Below are 14,458 nucleotides of genomic sequence, written 5' to 3' on the forward strand. Positions count from 1 at the left end.
CGGTGCCGCCGCTCCTGAGGTGATCGACGACGATGAGGTTCGCCGCGAGGGGCGTCCGCGACAGCGCAACCGTCCCCGATGACCGTCTCGGAGACCAGACAAGGAGCACGATGTCGCCCGTTGATCCCCGCGCAGGACGGCACGCCGACCAGGTCCGTGACCACTGGTGGTGGCGGCCCGGCTGGCGCCCCGGACGCCGCGGCTACGCCTTCCACCTCACCTTCGAGGGCCAGCCCGCGCTGTACGCGCTGGCCGGCGCACACCGCCACGCCCTGGCCGGTCTGCGGACCGTCACCCTGATCCCCGACCGGTGGCTGCACCTGACCATGCAGACCGTCGACTTCACCGACGCGATCCCGGCCTCCGACGTCCGCCGCATCGCGCGACGGGCCGGTGAACTGCTGGCCGAGATCCCCGCGTTCGATGTCGGGTTCGGCGAACCGAGCGTGACGCAGGAGGCCGTCGTGATGTTCGCCGAACCGGCCGAGCCCGTGCGGCGCGTGCACCACGCCACGCGCGGCGCGATCGCCGACGTGCGCGGAGCGGACCGGGTGCCGGGTGACCCGGCCCGGTTCCGGCCCCACGTCAGCGTCGCCTACCTCACCGCCGACGGCAGCGCGGCGCCCTACGTCGCGGCGCTGACCGGGGCCGCGCCCGAGCCGGTGCGGGTGCGCATCGACCACGTGGACCTCATCGAGATGCACCGCGACAACCGGATGTACGAGTGGCGCGTGGTGGACACGTTCGCCTTGGCCGGCTGATCGATCGGTCGCGGCCTGATTGGTCGCGGCTTGATCGGTCGCGGCTTGATTGGTCGCTGCTTGATCGGTCGGGGCTTGATCGGTCGGGGCTTGATTGGTCGCGGCGCAGCACGAGCAGGTCGAGGGCGTCGACGACCGGTCCGGTCTCGGTGAGCGCCGCCCGGTGCAGGCGGGCCACTCCGGCGGCGTACTCCTCGTCAGTGATCAGTTGCAGGGGAGTGTGGGCTTCCCGGCGCAGGGTCCGGGCCGCGTCGCGCAACGACGCGGCGGTGGTCTGCGGCACCGGCGCGAGGCTCTCGACGGAGAATCCCGCCCGGGAGAACGCCGCGTCGACGTCGGCCACGCTGGGGTAGGTGTCCAGCACCCGGACCGCCTCGGGAAAGTACCGGAAGAGCGTGATCGCCTCGTGCCGCCCGGCGAACGCCGACCGGATCAGGACCGGTGCGCCCGGCCGCAGGACACGGCGCAGCTCTCCGGCCATGGCCGCCAGGTCGGGCACGTGGTGGATGACGGTGGACAGCCACGCCGCGTCGACGCTGCCGTCGAGCAACGGGATGGCGGCGGCGTCACCGGCGACCACCGGCCGGTACGCCGAGCGCTCCCGCATCGCCGCCGAGGGCTCTACCGCGGTCACCTCGACGCCGGGGAACCAGGCGGTGAAAGCCTGCGCCCAGCTGCCCGTACCGGCTCCCAGATCGAGTATTCGCAGTCCCGGCCGTGGGTCGAGCCACCGGGCCACGGCGGTCCGCCATTCCCGGGCGTCGGCGTCGGCGAGGTGGCGGGTCGCGGCGAACGCACTCGCGTCCGTGTGGTCGTATGCGATGCGGGCCATGTCGATGAGACAACCGGCCCGGCCGGACGGGGACAAGGAGAGATGCCGTGACTCACATCCGACGACCGAGGCGGCCTGAGCGCACCCGGGCGCCCGTCAGCCCGCGGCCAATGACAGGCCGAGGGCCAGCATGATCGCGGCGATGGTTCCGTCCACGACCCGCCAGGCCGTCGGGCGGGCCAGCAGCGGCGCCAGGCGGCGGGCGCCGAGCCCCAGCGTCGCGAACCACAGCAGGCTCGCTGTCGCGGCCCCGGCGCCGAACGCCCACCGGTTCGGGTCCTGGTGGGCGACCGTGCCGAGCAGCACCACCGTGTCGAGGTAGACGTGCGGGTTGAGGAACGTGAACGCCAGGCAGGCCAGCAGCGTCGCGCGCAGCGTGGCGGGCGGGCGGTCGAGCGGGGTCAGGACGGCGGGACGCAGGGCCCGGCGGGCCGCCAGCACCGCGTACCCGAGCAGAAACGCTGCGCCGCCCCACCGCACCGCGGTCAGCACGGCCGGGGTGTCCGCCAGGACGGCGCCGAGTCCCGCGATGCCGGCGGTCATCAGCGTCGCGTCGGCGGCCACGCAGATCGCCACGATCGGCAGGACGTGTTCGCGGCGCAGCCCTTGGCGCAGCACGAACGCGTTCTGCGCGCCGATGGCGACGATCAGCGCCAGGGAGAAGCCGAACCCGGCCAGCACGGAACCCATGGTCGTTCACGCTAGGGCGCGGCTGACCTGCACTCCAGCTAAAGATTCTTCAGTACCGTTAGAATCGCTTATGATGCTCGACCCCGCGCAGCTCGCGACGTTCCAGGCGGTGATCGAACACGGCAGCTTCGACGCCGCCGCGCGTGCCCTGCACGTCACCCCGTCCGCGGTCAGCCAGCGCATCAAGGCGCTGGAGCAGGTCGTCGGCCAGGTGCTCGTCCGCCGGGCGCGGCCCTGTGTGCCCACGGCCGCCGGGCGGCCCCTGGTCCGCCTCGGCGGCCAGGTGGCGCTGCTGGAACACGAGGCGCTCGAGGCCGCCCGAGGCGCCCTCGGCGCGCACGCCCGGACCCGGTTGGCCGTCGTCGTCAACGCCGACTCCCTCGCGGGTTGGTTCCTGCCCGCGCTGACCGCTCTCCCAGAGGTGATCTTCGACCTGCACACCGACGACGAGGGGCACACCGCCGAACTACTGCGCGCGGGCACCGTGATGGCGGCCGTCACCACCGAACGGGCCGCTGTGCAGGGCTGCCGGGTGCAACGACTCGGCGCGATGCGCTACCTGCCGGTGGCCGCGCCCGCCGTCCACGAGGCGTGGTTCGCCGGACCGGAGCTCGCGGCGGCGTTCCCGGTCGCGCCCATGGTCCGCTTCAACCGCAAGGACCTGCTGCAGCACCGCTTCGCCCGCACGATCACCCGGCGCGACATCGACCCGCCGACCCACTTCGTGCCCGCGTCGGCGAGCTTCACCGAGGCGATCCGGCTCGGCCTCGGCTGGGGCCTGGTGCCCGAGGACGTCGCCCGTAGCGACATCGCCGCCGGCCGCCTCGTCGAGCTGGCGCGCGGCCGCCACCTCGACGTGCCGCTGTACTGGCAGTACTGGCGGATGGAGTCGGCGGCGCTGTCGGCGCTGACCACGGCGGTCCGGGCGGCCGCCGCGACCGCGCTACGGCAGCCACCTTCGACAGTGGACGGCAAAATGTCTGAATGGGGCTGATCGCCATGCATTGACGGGATTACTGTAGGTCCCTGGTCGGCTACCGGCTCCGACGGCACAATCACGCCCGTGATGCTTGCCCTGCTCATGACGCTCGCCATGCTCGTACCGGGTGCCACGGCGGTCCCTCCCGGACCGGCCGCGCTCACCGGCGCGAGCCGGCGAGCGGTGATCCCCGCCCCGGTGACGGCCGCCCCGGTGACCACCGCCCCGGCCACCGCCGCCGCGCGCAAGACCATCGCGCTGACCTTCGACGACGGGCCGCACCCGCGCTACACCCCGCAGGTGCTCAACCTGCTGCGCAAGTACCACGTCAAAGCCACGTTCTGCATCGTCGGCGACAACGCCGCGCGGTACCCGGCGCTCGTGCGCCGGATCCGGGCCGAGGGTCACCGGCTGTGCAACCACACCCGCAACCACGCCAACATGACGCGGCTGTCGAACTCCGCCGCCCGCAAGCAGATCACCACGGCCCAGCGGCAGATCCGCGCCGCCGCCGGGGTCAGCCCGACGGTCTTCCGGTTCCCGTACGGCGCGTCCAACGCCCGGGTCCGGGCCGTCGTCCGCGACTGCGGGCTGCGCAATCTGAGGTGGACGGTCGACACGAAGGATTGGGAACGCCCGGCGGCGCGCACCATCACGGCCCGCGTGCTGCGCGGGGCACGGCCGGGCGCGGTGGTGCTGATGCACGACGGCGGTGGCAACCGCAGCCGCACCGTCGCCTCGCTCGACTCCACCATCCGCCAGCTCAAGCACAAGGGGTACACGTTCGTCCTCGGGTAGGGAGCCGGGCCGAACGGCCCGGCCCGGCCGCCGGAACGTACGACATCCTCGTGGCTGACCTGTACCGGGACGCCAGCGAACGGGCGCGAGCGCCCATAGACTCCCGAGATGGAGTACGGCGTCGGATACTTCCCCACCCACGACGGAATCGGCCCCGGCGCGCTCGCCCGCCAGCTGGAGGAACGCGGGCAGGACGCGCTGTTCTTCGCGGAGCACACCCACATCCCGGCCAGCCGGGAGAGCCCCTGGAGCGGCGGGGCGGAGCTGCCCCGCAAGTACTGGCACTGCTACGACCTGTTCGTCGCGCTGACCGCCGCCGCCGAGGCCACCACCCGGCTGCGGGTCGGCAGCGGGGTCTGCCTGGTGGTCGAACGCGACCCCATCACCACCGCCAAGGAGGTCGCCAGCGTCGACCACCTCTCCGGCGGGCGGCTGGAGTTCGGCGTCGGGGCGGGCTGGAACCGCGAGGAGATGGCCAACCACGGCACCGACCCGCGTACCCGGATGGCCCTGCTGGGTGAGCGGGTGCAGGCCATGCAGGCGATCTGGACCCAGGACGAGGCCAGCTACGCCGGCCGCTTCGTCAACTTCGACCGGATCTGGTCGTGGCCCAAGCCCGCGCAGCAGCCGTACCCGCCGGTGCTGGTGGGCGGCGGCGGGCCGACCGTCCTCGACCGGGTACTGGCCTGGGGGGACGGCTGGTTCCCGCAGTGGCACGACGACGACCTGTTCGAACGCATCGCGCAGCTGCAAGCCCGCGCCGACCGGCCGATCGAGGTGCAGGTGCTCAGCGTGCCGCCCGACCCGAAGGCCCTGGAACAGCTGGAGCATGCCGGTGTGCGGCGGGCGTCCTGCTGGCTGCCGTCCGGGCCGTGGAGCGTCGTCGAGGAAGCTTTGCAACGCTGGGAGCAGGCGATCGCGAAGCTCACCGGCCGGTGACCCCGGCCGAGCTGTTCGCCACCGCCCGGGTCGCCCGGCTCGGCACGGTCGACGACACCGGCGCGCCGCACCTGGTGCCGATCGTCTTCGCGGTGGACGGCGACGTCATCCACAGCGCGGTCGACGACAAGCCGAAGCGGCACCGGCGGCTGCGCCGGCTCGCCAACATCGCGCACGAGCCACGGGTCAGCGTGCTGGCCGACCACTACGACGAGGACTGGACCCGGCTGTGGTGGGTCCGCGCCGACGGCAACGCCGCCGTGCTGCCGCACTCGCCGGACGGGCTGGCCGCGCTCGCCGCCCGGTATCCGCAGTACGCGACGACGCCACCGGCCGGGCCGTTCCTGCGGATCGAGGTGCACCACTGGTCCTCCTGGGCCGCCGGCTGACCCGCTGGGCCCTCCGGTGTTGAGTGCGGCACCCAGACCGATCTGAGTACGCCGACTCAGCCGCGCCGGGGCGCCGGCGGCGAGGATCATGCCGTGATCTCCTACCCGTGCCCGTACTGCAGTGTCGCGGCCGATGCGGTCGCCGGATGCCCCGGCTGCGGCCGCGGCCCCGATCAGGACGCTGTCGAGGTGGTTCGCCTCGACGGGCAGATTCGTGTCCTCACCCAGCGGCTCGCCGCCACGGATGCCGAGCTGCGCGAGACATGGCGGTTGCGCCATGCCGCGGCGGCCCGGGTACGCGCGGCCGTGGCCTCGGCCCGGCCCGCCACGGTCGCGGCCCCCGCCCGGCCCGCCCCGGCGGTCCCCGGCAGGGCGGTCTCCGCCGGGGCTGCGGTATCCGGGGCTGCGGTATCCGGGGCTGCGGTACCCGAGGCTGCGGTACCCGGCGCGGTGGCGCCCGGCAAGCCGGAGGCCTCCGGCAAGCTCGTGCAGAATGCGCTGTTCCTGCTCGGTGGCCTGCTGCTCGGCGTCGCGGCGATCGTGTTCACCGCGGTCGCCTGGGCGCAGTTCGGCGTGGGCGGCCGGGCGGCGCTGCTGGCCGCCTTCACCGCGGCGGCGCTCGCCGCGCCGCTGGCCGCGCTGCGCCGGGGGCTTTCCGCCACCGCGGAGACCTTCGCCGGGGTCGGGTTGCTGCTGGTGCTGCTCGACGGTTACGCCGCCTGGTACGTCGACCTGTTCGGGGTGGCCAGGTACTCGGCGCTGGCGTACGCCGGTGCGGTGTTCGCGGTGACCGCCGCGGTAGCCGCCGGGTACGAGCACGTCACCGGTCTGGTCGGGCCGCGGTTCGTGGCCCTGCTCTGCGCCCAGCCGGTGCTGCCGCTGCTCGTCGCGCCGCTGCACCCCGGCGCCGCCGGTTGGGCGTTCACCCTCGCCGGTACGGCCGTGCTCAACCTGGCCGTGGTCTACCTGCGCGGCGCCCGTACGGCCCTGGTGATGACCGCGTACGCCCTCGGCGCCGCCCTGCTCGCCGCGTCGGCGCTGGCCGCGCTCGTCGCCCTCGCCGTCGCCGGTGCCGTGCCCGCCGCCGCCGTGGGCGGGGCGGCGCTGGTCACCGCCGCGGCGGTGGCTGTCGCCGGGGCCGGGGTCTCCGGGTCGGCGCCGGCCCGTTCGGTCACCGGCTTCTTGGCGGTGGTGGCGCTCGGCGTGGGCGCGGCCCGTGTGGCGGCGCTCGCCGTCCCGCAGGCCGCCTTGGTCGCGGTCGCGGCGGTGGCCGCGCTGCTGGCCGTCGGGGTGACGGTGGTGCTGCGGCACCTGCCGTCCGAGGTCCGGCCGGGGCCGTGGGCCGGTGCGGCCACGGTCGTCCTGGTGCCGTTCCTGTACGCGGGGGAGCGGGCCATCGTCGCGGCGGCGGGCACGTGGTCGCTGGCCCGGCCGGTGTTCGACGCCCCGGCCGCCGTCGCCGGGGGCGACCGGTGGCTGGCCGCCGTGCTGGTGCTGCTGACCGCCGGGGCCGTGGTGCTGCTGCCGCGCGGCGCGCGGGGCCTGGCGGTGGTCGTGGGTGCGGTGCCGGTGGCGTTCGCCGCCCCGGCCGCGCTGCACCTGCCGTGGTGGTCGGCGGCCGGGTTCGACCTGCTGGCCGCCGCCGGGGTCCTGGCCTTCGCGCTGCGGGCGCGGCGCTCCGGCGGCGGCGCCCACGTCGCCGCGCGGACCACCGAGGCGCTGCGTACGGCGGCGCGCGGTCTGGTGCGGCCCGGTGTCGCGCTCGTCGCCGTGGTGCCCGTGGTGCACGCCCTCGGGGTGGGCTTCGGCCGGCCCGGTGTCGCGGCACTGACCCTGACCGGGGTGCTGGCGCTGGGGATCGGGACGGCCGCGGCCGCCCGGGGCCGCCGCGACATCGGCGGGATCGGCCTCGCGGTCGGCCTGCTGGCCGTTCCCGCGATCGGCTGGACCGGCGCCGCGGCGGCGGGGCTGCCCACGTCCACGCAGTCGCGGGCCGCGCTGGCCGGGGTGGCGCTGCTGGTCGCCGTACGGCACCTGGTCGCGGTGCGGTGGCCCGGATACGGCGGTCACGCGCTGGCCGCCGCCCTGCTCGGCGCGGTGTCCGCGCCACTGTGGACCGCCGTCTCCGGTGACCCGGCGGGCGTGTACGCGGCGAGCGGCCTGCTGCTGGTCGCCCTGGCCACCGGTCACCGACCGCAGCACGGACGGCGCGGACACGGCCGGAACTGGGCCGCCGCGGCGGCCGTACCGCTCGGGGTGGTGCTGCTCGGTGCGGTCGCGACCGGCCTCGTGAGTGTGCTGGTGCTGCCGTGGGGCTGGCTGGCCGACGTGTGGTCCGGCCGTCCCGCCGGGGTCGGGCTGCACCCCGACGGTCTCGGCCGGGTGGCGGCCGCCGCCGTCCTCGCCGTGGCGTTGCTGGCGCCCGCCGCGGCCCTCGCGGCCGGCCGGCGTGCCGCGCACTGGGTGGCCGCGGCGCCGCTCGCCCTGACCGGACCGCTGGCGCTGGCGGCGGCCGGGGTGTCCTGGCCCGCCGTCCCGGCGGCCAGCCTCCTCGCCGGGCTGGCGGGTCTGCTGGCGGTCGCGATCCGCCCGCCGTGGCGCCCCGGCACCGGTGGGTTCGGGGCCACCGGTGCCGCAGCGCGCCGCGCCGGTGCGTCGTGGCCGGCGGCGAGTGGAGTCGCCACCGCCGTGACGTGCGCACTGCTGGCTGCGGCGGGGCTGGCCGGTGCGCTGCCGACCCGGTGGACGACGCTGGTGGGCCTCGGCGGGGTGCTCGTGGTCGGTGCCGTGGTCGGTGCCGCCGGACGCGACCTGCCCGCGCGGCTCGCCGGCTGGCTGGGCGCGGCCGGCGCGGCCCTGGGGTTCGCGTACACGGCCGGGCGGGCCGCCGGGCTGCCGGTGGCGCACACCGCGCTGCCGGTGCTGGGGGTGGCCGCGCTGGCGCTGGCGGTGGGGACGCTGCTGGCCGGGCGGCGACCGGTCGAGGGCCGGGCGGTGCAGGCCGCCGCGCACGCGGGCGCGGTCGTGGCGCTGCTGCTCAGCGCCGGAACCCGGTACGCCGCCGTGGTGTGCGCCCTGTGGGGCGTCGCCCTCGGGGTACGCGCGTTGCGTTCCGGTACGGCGAACCGCCGGATCCACATCGTCGCGGCCGCAGGCGCGGAACTGCTCGGGTGGTGGCTGCTGCTGGACGCCCAGCGGGTGTCCCTCGTGGAGGCGTACACCCTGCCCGCCGCCGGGGTGGCCCTGCTGGCCGGCTGGCTGGCCCGGCGCACCCGGGCCGAGCTGTCCAGTTGGAGCGCGTACGCGGTGGCGCTCGGCGCGGCCCTGCTGCCGACCCTCGCCGTCGTGCTGGCCAACGAGGGCGAACCGGTCCGGCGGCTGCTGCTCGGGCTGGGCGCGCTCGCGGTCGTGCTGCTCGGCGCCCGCGCCCGGCTGCAGGCGCCCGTGGTCACCGGCGGGGCGGTGCTGGGCGTCGTGGCCCTGCACGAGGCGGCGCTGATCTGGGATCTGCTGCCCCGCTGGATCCCGCTGGCCGCGGCCGGGCTGCTGCTCGTCGGTCTGGCGATGACGCTGGAACGGCGGCGGCGTGACCTCGCCCGGCTCCGCGCGGCGCTGAACAGCATGGCCTAGAAACGCCGCGCGAAGTTACGCAGACGCCGCGCCACCGCGATCGTGCAGGCCATCCGCCGTGCCCGGGCAGCCGATGCCCGGGCACGGCGTTCCTCACCCGTGCCGGGCGGGCTCCATCCGGGCCCGGGGCGCGCCCCCGGCCGTCGTCGCCGACCCGGCCGCACGGACGTCGTTGGCCGCGCCTCGGTCTGCGCGCGAGTGGGGCGGGCTCACGCGGGCAGCACCGGGTCGAGATCGGCGCGGGTCGGCACGCCGTCGAGAACGGCCGGCAGCAGATCGGCGAGCACGGCCACCCCGTCCGCGCTGAGCACGGACTCCGGGTGGAACTGCAGCCCGGCGAAGCCCGGCCCGCGCACGGCGTGGACCGTGCCGTCGGCGTGGTCGCGGGCCAGCTCGACCCGGCCGTACCGGGTGTCCAGGGTGTCGGCGGTCGCGGCCGCGGTGAAGCTGGCGTAGAAGCCGACCCGCCGGGTCACCCCGAACAGCGGCACGTCCCGCGCCACACCCTGGTAGGGCTCGTCGCGGCGGTGCACCGCCAGCCCCAGCGTGGTGGCGAGGATCTGATGGCCGAGGCAGACGCCGAGCACCGGGCGCCGCGCGGCCAGCAGCGCGTCGACGAGGGCGCGCAACGCCGCCATCTTCGGGTCGGTGGCGCTGCCCGGATCGCCGGGCCCGGGGCCCACCACGACCAGGTCCGCGTCCGGCACGGCGATGCTCCCGTCAGGACGGTCGAGACCGCCTGCCCGGTCCTGCGGCGCGGCGCGACCGGTGACCGCCGGTGTGGCGGCGTCTCCCCGCAGGTCCTGCCAGGGTACGACGGTCACCACCAGGCCGAGGGCGCGTAGCTGGTGCGCCAGCATCGCGGTGAACGTGTCCTCACCGTCCACAATGACCGCGTGCCGCCCGGTGAGGGCGTCCACCGCCAGCTCACCGGGGCGGCGCTGGTCCAGCCAGAAGCGGGCGAGCCGGTCGTTGCGGGCGGCCAGCGCCGCGCGTACCCGTGGATCGTCGGTGGCCGGGCCGGTCGCCCGGGGTGGGCGGGCCGCGGCGGGCCGCAGGCCCAGCGCGGCCATGATGCCCGCGGCCTTCGCGTGGGTCTCCGCGACCTCGCCGGCGGGGGTGGAATGCCGCACCAGGGTGGCGCCGACCGGGATCCGCAGCGTGCCGTCCGGGCGGATCTCCGCGGTGCGGATGAGGATCGGCGCGTCCAGGGTCTGCCGGCCCTGCTCGTCGTGGCCCAGCAGGGCGAGCACCCCGGCGTAGTAGCCGCGGCCGCGGCGCTCGTGGCGGGCGATCACCCGGCAGGCGTTCTCCAGCGGGCTGCCGGTGACGGTCGGCGCGAACATCGTGGCCCGCAGCACTTCCCGGACGTCCAGGTGGCCGCGCCCGGCCAGCAGATACTCGGTGTGGGTGAGGTGGGCCATCTCCTTCAGGTACGGCCCGACGACCTGCCCGCCGTGTTCGGCGACCGCGGCCATCATCTTCAGCTCCTCGTCGAGCACCATGTACAGCTCGTCGATCTCCTTCGGATCGGTGAGGAAGTCGAGCAGCTCCCGGCCCTCGTCGTGGCGGTGGGTGCCGCTGATCGGGTTCATCATGGTCAGCCCGTCCGCGACGCTGACGTGCCGCTCGGGGGTGGCGCCGACCAGGATGCGGTCGCCGGTGTGCACGAGGAACGTCCAGTACGCCCCCTGCTCGGCGGTGAGCAGCCGGCGGAACGCGGCCCGGGCGGCGGTCAGCGGGTCGCCGTCGAGGGTGGCCGTGAAGACGCGGTGGATGACGAAGTTGGCCCCCTCACCGGCGCCGATCTCGTCGCGCAGCACGTCCGCGACGATCCGGCCGTACTCGTCGTCGGCGATGTCGAAGCCGCCGGTGGCGGCGACCGGCTGGTCGGGCAGCTCGGCGATCAGGTCGGCGACCGGCACCCGGCGGTGCTCGGCCACCCGCAGGCACTGCAGGGGCGCGCCGTCGTCGACGCAGGCGAAGCCGCGTTCGCTGATCTGCCGGTACGGCACCAGCGCGAGCGTGGCCGGGCCGGGCCGCCCCGGCGGCAGGGGGATGTCGGCGAGCGTGGCGGCGGTGACGACGTCGCCGGTGAGTACGTCGATGTGGTCGGCGCCGTCGCGGTGCAGGTAGGCGAAGGGCTGCATGGTCATCCTCGGGCGTTTGAGGCCGCCGCCCGAGGTGCGGGCCACACGACGACGGCCGCCTCGGGGAGGCGGCCGCGGTGGGTGGGAGCTACGCGCGGGAGGGTTGGGCCGCCGGATTGGCGGGCCACCACATACTCAAGCGCGCGTGCATGCGGCGAAGCTTACGGGCTCACGCGGTAGCAGCGCCAGCTTCGCTGGTCGGAGGCGTCGAGTTGGCGGGCCCGCGCGGCGGAGCCGTACAGGTCGCGGCAGGCGGCGTCCATGTCGATGGGCCGGGGGCGTTCGAACAGGCGTACGCAGAACCACCCGTCCCGGGTCAGCGCGGCGGCCGTGCCCCGCCCCTCGGTCGACCGGCAGTAGCCGGCCAGGGCCCGGCCGAGGTTGTCCGGTCCGAGCAGCTGGGTCCGGCGGGGGGACGGGCTGGGCGGGGGCGGAGTGGGGCTGGCGGTCCGGGACGGGGTGCGGCGTACCGGGGTGAGGCTGACCGTGGCCGCGTGGGCCGACCGCCGGGTGGTGGCGCGCGGTTGCGCCCGGGTGGGCGTGGGCGACGGGCTGGGGGAGCTGGTCGCGGGGGCCGGCACGAAGACGGGGACGGCGCGGATCTCGTTGGCGCGCGACTGGAGTTCGTGCAGCACGATCAGGGTGAGGTCGATGACCACGGTGACCGCCAGGGCGACGAGTACCGCGCGACGCAACCACGAGCTGCCGGCGCTCGGCACCGGCTTCTCCGCCGCGCCTGCCGGGCGTCGGGAACGGTTGCGGTGCCGGCCGGAGTCCTCGTACGGCGGCACCCACACGCTCCCTCGAGATCGACGATCGGTCACCCTGGCGGGCGGCCAACCCACGGTAGAGGTGCGGGACGGCGTGCGAGGTCAGACATTTCGCTTCGTGTTGGAGCGGAAGGTTGATCGCCGGGTTCGGCCGTACGGATGAGCCGTCGCCGGATCGCCGGCGGGCGGAACGTGCCGAAGGGGCCGGCGGATCACTCGGGGCGGAAGGCCTCGAGGATCGCGTGGCGCGCCCACTGCATGCGGGTCATCGCGCAGTCGGGGTGCTCACCGAACTCCTGCGCGACCAGGGCGGCGCAGCCCCGCTCGCCGAGCCGGTCGACGGTCTCCGTGACGGCGGCGCGGATCAGCTCCGGGGTTGGCTCCTCGGAACGCTGCAGGTCGGAGACGAACAGCGCTTCGGTGCGGGTGTCGTAGTCGATTGCGGTCATCGGATCCCCCTGGAACGGCTCGCTGTGCGAGTGGTCACTAAAGGAGACCCGCGCGGGGCTGCAGCCCCGCTGCTCACAGGTTGCCGTCGAGTTGCGGTGATCCGCCTACTGTTCGTAGGTTTCCAGGAACCGGCGCAGCCGGGTCGTCGCGTCGTCCAGCACGTCGACCGGGGCGAGGAACACCATCCGCAGGTGGTCCGGGGTGGGCAGGTTGAAGCCGGTGCCGTGGGACAGCAGCAGCAACTGCTGCTCCAGCAGGTCGATGATGAGCCGCTGATCGTCGCGGATCTTGTGCACCGCGGGGTCGAGGCGGGCGAACAGGTACAGCGCCCCGCGCGGCTGCACGCAGCTCACGCCGGGGATCTCGGTGAGGCGCTGCCACGCGTGGTTGCGTTGTTCGTACAGGCGTCCACCCGGGCGGATCAGCGTGGCGATGCTCTGGAATCCGCCCAGCGCGGTCTGCACCGCGTGCTGGGCGGGCACGTTGGGGCACAGCCGCATGTTGGCCAGCAGTTGCACGCCCTCCAGGTAGTCGGTGGCGTGCGTGGTGGGCCCGCTGATCGCCATCCACCCCGAGCGGAAGCCCGCCGCCCGGTAGGTCTTCGACAGCCCGCTCATGGTGATCACCAGCAGGTCCGGGGCGAGGGCGGCCGCGCATTCGTGGACGGCGCCGTCGAACAGGATCTTGTCGTAGATTTCGTCCGAGAGCACCAGCAGGCCGTGCCGGCGGGCGATCTCCAGCAGGCCGAGCAGGGTCTCGCGCGAGTAGACGGCGCCGGTCGGATTGTTCGGGTTGATGATCACCAGGGCGCGGGTGCGGGGCGTGATCTGCGCCGCGACGTGCTCCAGATCGGGCGCCCAGTCCTGCGTCTCGTCGCACCGGTAGTGCACCGCCCGGCCGCCGCACAGCGTGACCGCGCCGGTCCACAACGGGTAGTCCGGGCTCGGGACCAGCACCTCGTCACCCGCGTTGAGCAACGCCTGCAGCGTCATGACGATCAGCTCGGAGACGCCGTTGCCCAGGAACACGTCGTCCGGCTGGACCCCCTCCACGCCCAGGGTCTGGTAGTACTGGGCGACCGCGACGCGGGCGGAGTAGATGCCCCGGGCGTCGCTGTAGCCCTCGGCGTCCGGCAGGTTGAGCACCATGTCGGCGACCATCGGCTCGGGCGCGTTCAGGCCCCACGGCGCCGGGTTGCCGAGGTTGAGCTTGAGGATGCGGTGCCCGGCGGCCTCCAGCTCCTGGGCGCGGCGCAGCACCGGGCCGCGGATGTCGTACCGAACGTCCCTGAGTCTGTCCGCCTGCGCCACCATGGGCTCAGCCTAGGCCGCCGCCCCCGCCGGGTAGTCACCGCGCCGTTTTCCGTTGCCCGGTCTGTTCCGTTGCCGGGCCGGGGCCTCGGCTACCGGGCCGGGGCCTCGGCCGGCCGGGGGTGGCGCAGGCCGGGGTGGCCGGGCGGCAGGCTGCGCCGGATCACCCACCAGCTCGCCGCCAGGCACGCCGCCACCAGTGGCCAGGTCAACGCGACCCGGGCGACACCGAGCGCCACCACCTGACCCGCGGCGTACAGCGGGAGGAACACCGCCACCCGCACCAGGTACTGGGCCACCCACACCCAGCTGCCGCGCGCGTACGCCCGCAGCAGCGCGGGATCGCGACGCCATCGGGTGCGCTGGCCCAGCACCGTGCCGACCACCAGCCCGAGCAGCGGCCAGCGCACCAGGATGCTCAGTGCCCACACCAGCGCGCTGGCCGCGTTGCTCACCAGCTGCAGCAGGAAGAAGTCCTCGGCCCGGCCGGTGCGCAGCGCGACGAGCGCCGCCACGCACACGCCGAGCAGGCCGAGCAGGACGGCGCTGGGCCGGTGACCGCGCCGCAGCCGCCAGGCCGCGACGCCGAGTGCGGCGGCCAGCGCCGCCAGCGCGCCGATCCCCACGGACTGGCCGGCGGCGAGCCACCCCACGACAAACACCGCCGGGGGTACGGTCGCGTCCAGCGCGGCCCGCCGCCCACCCAGCAGACCGGCCAGCGATTCCGGCTGCGTCACGCCCCACCCCTGTCCTCGAAGTT

12 protein-coding genes and 1 pseudogene are annotated in these 14,458 nt (G+C 75.1%); 6 read left to right on the top strand and 7 right to left on the bottom strand.

Features of this window, described 5'->3' with window-relative positions; translation table 11 throughout:
* Positions 1 to 110 precede the first annotated feature (110 nt).
* On the top strand, positions 111 to 761 hold the full coding sequence (locus EV385_RS25060; protein WP_130511681.1) for a 2'-5' RNA ligase family protein: 651 nt from the start codon (positions 111 to 113) through the stop codon (positions 759 to 761).
* Between the two features lie 100 nt (positions 762 to 861).
* On the opposite strand, the pseudogene EV385_RS25065 reads toward EV385_RS25060, so the two are convergent.
* Positions 862 to 1,593, bottom strand: a pseudogene (locus tag EV385_RS25065) (class I SAM-dependent methyltransferase); the annotation flags it as partial.
* Between the two features lie 96 nt (positions 1,594 to 1,689).
* A complete protein-coding gene (locus tag EV385_RS25070; protein ID WP_130511683.1) occupies positions 1,690 to 2,283 on the bottom strand; it encodes a LysE/ArgO family amino acid transporter in 594 nt (197 codons plus the stop codon).
* A gap of 73 nt (positions 2,284 to 2,356) precedes the next feature.
* Here EV385_RS25070 and EV385_RS25075 point away from each other — a divergent pair, with 73 nt between their 5' ends.
* The 5 genes from EV385_RS25075 to EV385_RS25095 all read left to right on the top strand — a co-directional run bounded on the left by EV385_RS25075 (position 2,357) and on the right by EV385_RS25095 (position 9,018).
* Positions 2,357 to 3,277, top strand: a complete 921-nt coding sequence (locus tag EV385_RS25075) for a LysR family transcriptional regulator ArgP (RefSeq protein ID WP_130511684.1) — start codon at positions 2,357 to 2,359, stop codon at positions 3,275 to 3,277.
* Positions 3,278 to 3,349: 72 nt separating this feature from the next.
* A complete protein-coding gene (locus EV385_RS25080; RefSeq protein WP_242625352.1) occupies positions 3,350 to 4,060 on the top strand; it encodes a polysaccharide deacetylase family protein in 711 nt (236 codons plus the stop codon).
* 108 nt (positions 4,061 to 4,168) lie between these two features.
* The gene (locus EV385_RS25085) at positions 4,169 to 4,999 is read left to right on the top strand and encodes an LLM class F420-dependent oxidoreductase (protein WP_130511686.1); all 831 of its coding nucleotides are present in this window, start codon (positions 4,169 to 4,171) and stop codon (positions 4,997 to 4,999) included.
* Positions 4,996 to 5,388 carry a TIGR03668 family PPOX class F420-dependent oxidoreductase gene (locus EV385_RS25090; RefSeq protein WP_242625062.1) on the top strand — a complete coding sequence of 131 codons (393 nt, stop codon included), beginning with the start codon at positions 4,996 to 4,998 and terminating at the stop codon, positions 5,386 to 5,388. Before EV385_RS25085 ends, EV385_RS25090 begins: the two co-directional genes overlap by 4 nt.
* Before the next feature lie 93 nt (positions 5,389 to 5,481).
* Positions 5,482 to 9,018 (top strand): SCO7613 C-terminal domain-containing membrane protein, encoded by a 3,537-nt coding sequence (locus tag EV385_RS25095; RefSeq protein WP_130511687.1) that lies wholly within the window; start codon positions 5,482 to 5,484, stop codon positions 9,016 to 9,018.
* 209 nt (positions 9,019 to 9,227) lie between these two features.
* Here EV385_RS25095 and EV385_RS25100 read toward each other — a convergent pair whose 3' ends face one another.
* The 5 genes from EV385_RS25100 to EV385_RS25120 form a co-directional block, all read right to left on the bottom strand.
* Positions 9,228 to 11,168: an anthranilate synthase family protein gene (locus tag EV385_RS25100; protein WP_130513548.1), complete on the bottom strand. Its 1,941-nt coding sequence runs from the start codon at positions 11,166 to 11,168 to the stop codon at positions 9,228 to 9,230.
* 161 nt (positions 11,169 to 11,329) lie between these two features.
* A complete protein-coding gene (locus tag EV385_RS25105; RefSeq protein ID WP_130511688.1) occupies positions 11,330 to 11,959 on the bottom strand; it encodes a hypothetical protein in 630 nt (209 codons plus the stop codon).
* Between the two features lie 191 nt (positions 11,960 to 12,150).
* Positions 12,151 to 12,387: a hypothetical protein gene (locus tag EV385_RS25110; protein WP_130511689.1), complete on the bottom strand. Its 237-nt coding sequence runs from the start codon at positions 12,385 to 12,387 to the stop codon at positions 12,151 to 12,153.
* 105 nt (positions 12,388 to 12,492) lie between these two features.
* Positions 12,493 to 13,701 (bottom strand): pyridoxal phosphate-dependent aminotransferase, encoded by a 1,209-nt coding sequence (locus tag EV385_RS25115; RefSeq protein WP_130511690.1) that lies wholly within the window; start codon positions 13,699 to 13,701, stop codon positions 12,493 to 12,495.
* Positions 13,702 to 13,790: 89 nt separating this feature from the next.
* Complete coding sequence (locus EV385_RS25120; protein ID WP_130511691.1) at positions 13,791 to 14,435, bottom strand: DUF3159 domain-containing protein; 645 nt, start codon at positions 14,433 to 14,435, stop codon at positions 13,791 to 13,793.
* Between the last annotated feature and the right edge of the window lie 23 nt (positions 14,436 to 14,458).

The organism is Krasilnikovia cinnamomea (assembly GCF_004217545.1).
In the GTDB taxonomy this organism is placed as follows: domain Bacteria; phylum Actinomycetota; class Actinomycetes; order Mycobacteriales; family Micromonosporaceae; genus Actinoplanes; species Actinoplanes cinnamomeus.

What these genes read in the sequence shown, in the direction of transcription:
- EV385_RS25060 (WP_130511681.1), top strand. Translation starts at nt 111, where the DNA reads ATGTCGCCCGTTGATCCCCGCGCAGGACGGCACGCCGACCAGGTCCGT.
- EV385_RS25070 (WP_130511683.1), bottom strand. Translation starts at nt 2,283, where the DNA reads ATGGGTTCCGTGCTGGCCGGGTTCGGCTTCTCCCTGGCGCTGATCGTC.
- EV385_RS25075 (WP_130511684.1), top strand. Translation starts at nt 2,357, where the DNA reads ATGCTCGACCCCGCGCAGCTCGCGACGTTCCAGGCGGTGATCGAACAC.
- EV385_RS25080 (WP_242625352.1), top strand. Translation starts at nt 3,350, where the DNA reads ATGCTTGCCCTGCTCATGACGCTCGCCATGCTCGTACCGGGTGCCACG.
- EV385_RS25085 (WP_130511686.1), top strand. Translation starts at nt 4,169, where the DNA reads ATGGAGTACGGCGTCGGATACTTCCCCACCCACGACGGAATCGGCCCC.
- EV385_RS25100 (WP_130513548.1), bottom strand. Translation starts at nt 11,168, where the DNA reads ATGCAGCCCTTCGCCTACCTGCACCGCGACGGCGCCGACCACATCGAC.
- EV385_RS25110 (WP_130511689.1), bottom strand. Translation starts at nt 12,387, where the DNA reads ATGACCGCAATCGACTACGACACCCGCACCGAAGCGCTGTTCGTCTCC.
- EV385_RS25115 (WP_130511690.1), bottom strand. Translation starts at nt 13,701, where the DNA reads ATGGTGGCGCAGGCGGACAGACTCAGGGACGTTCGGTACGACATCCGC.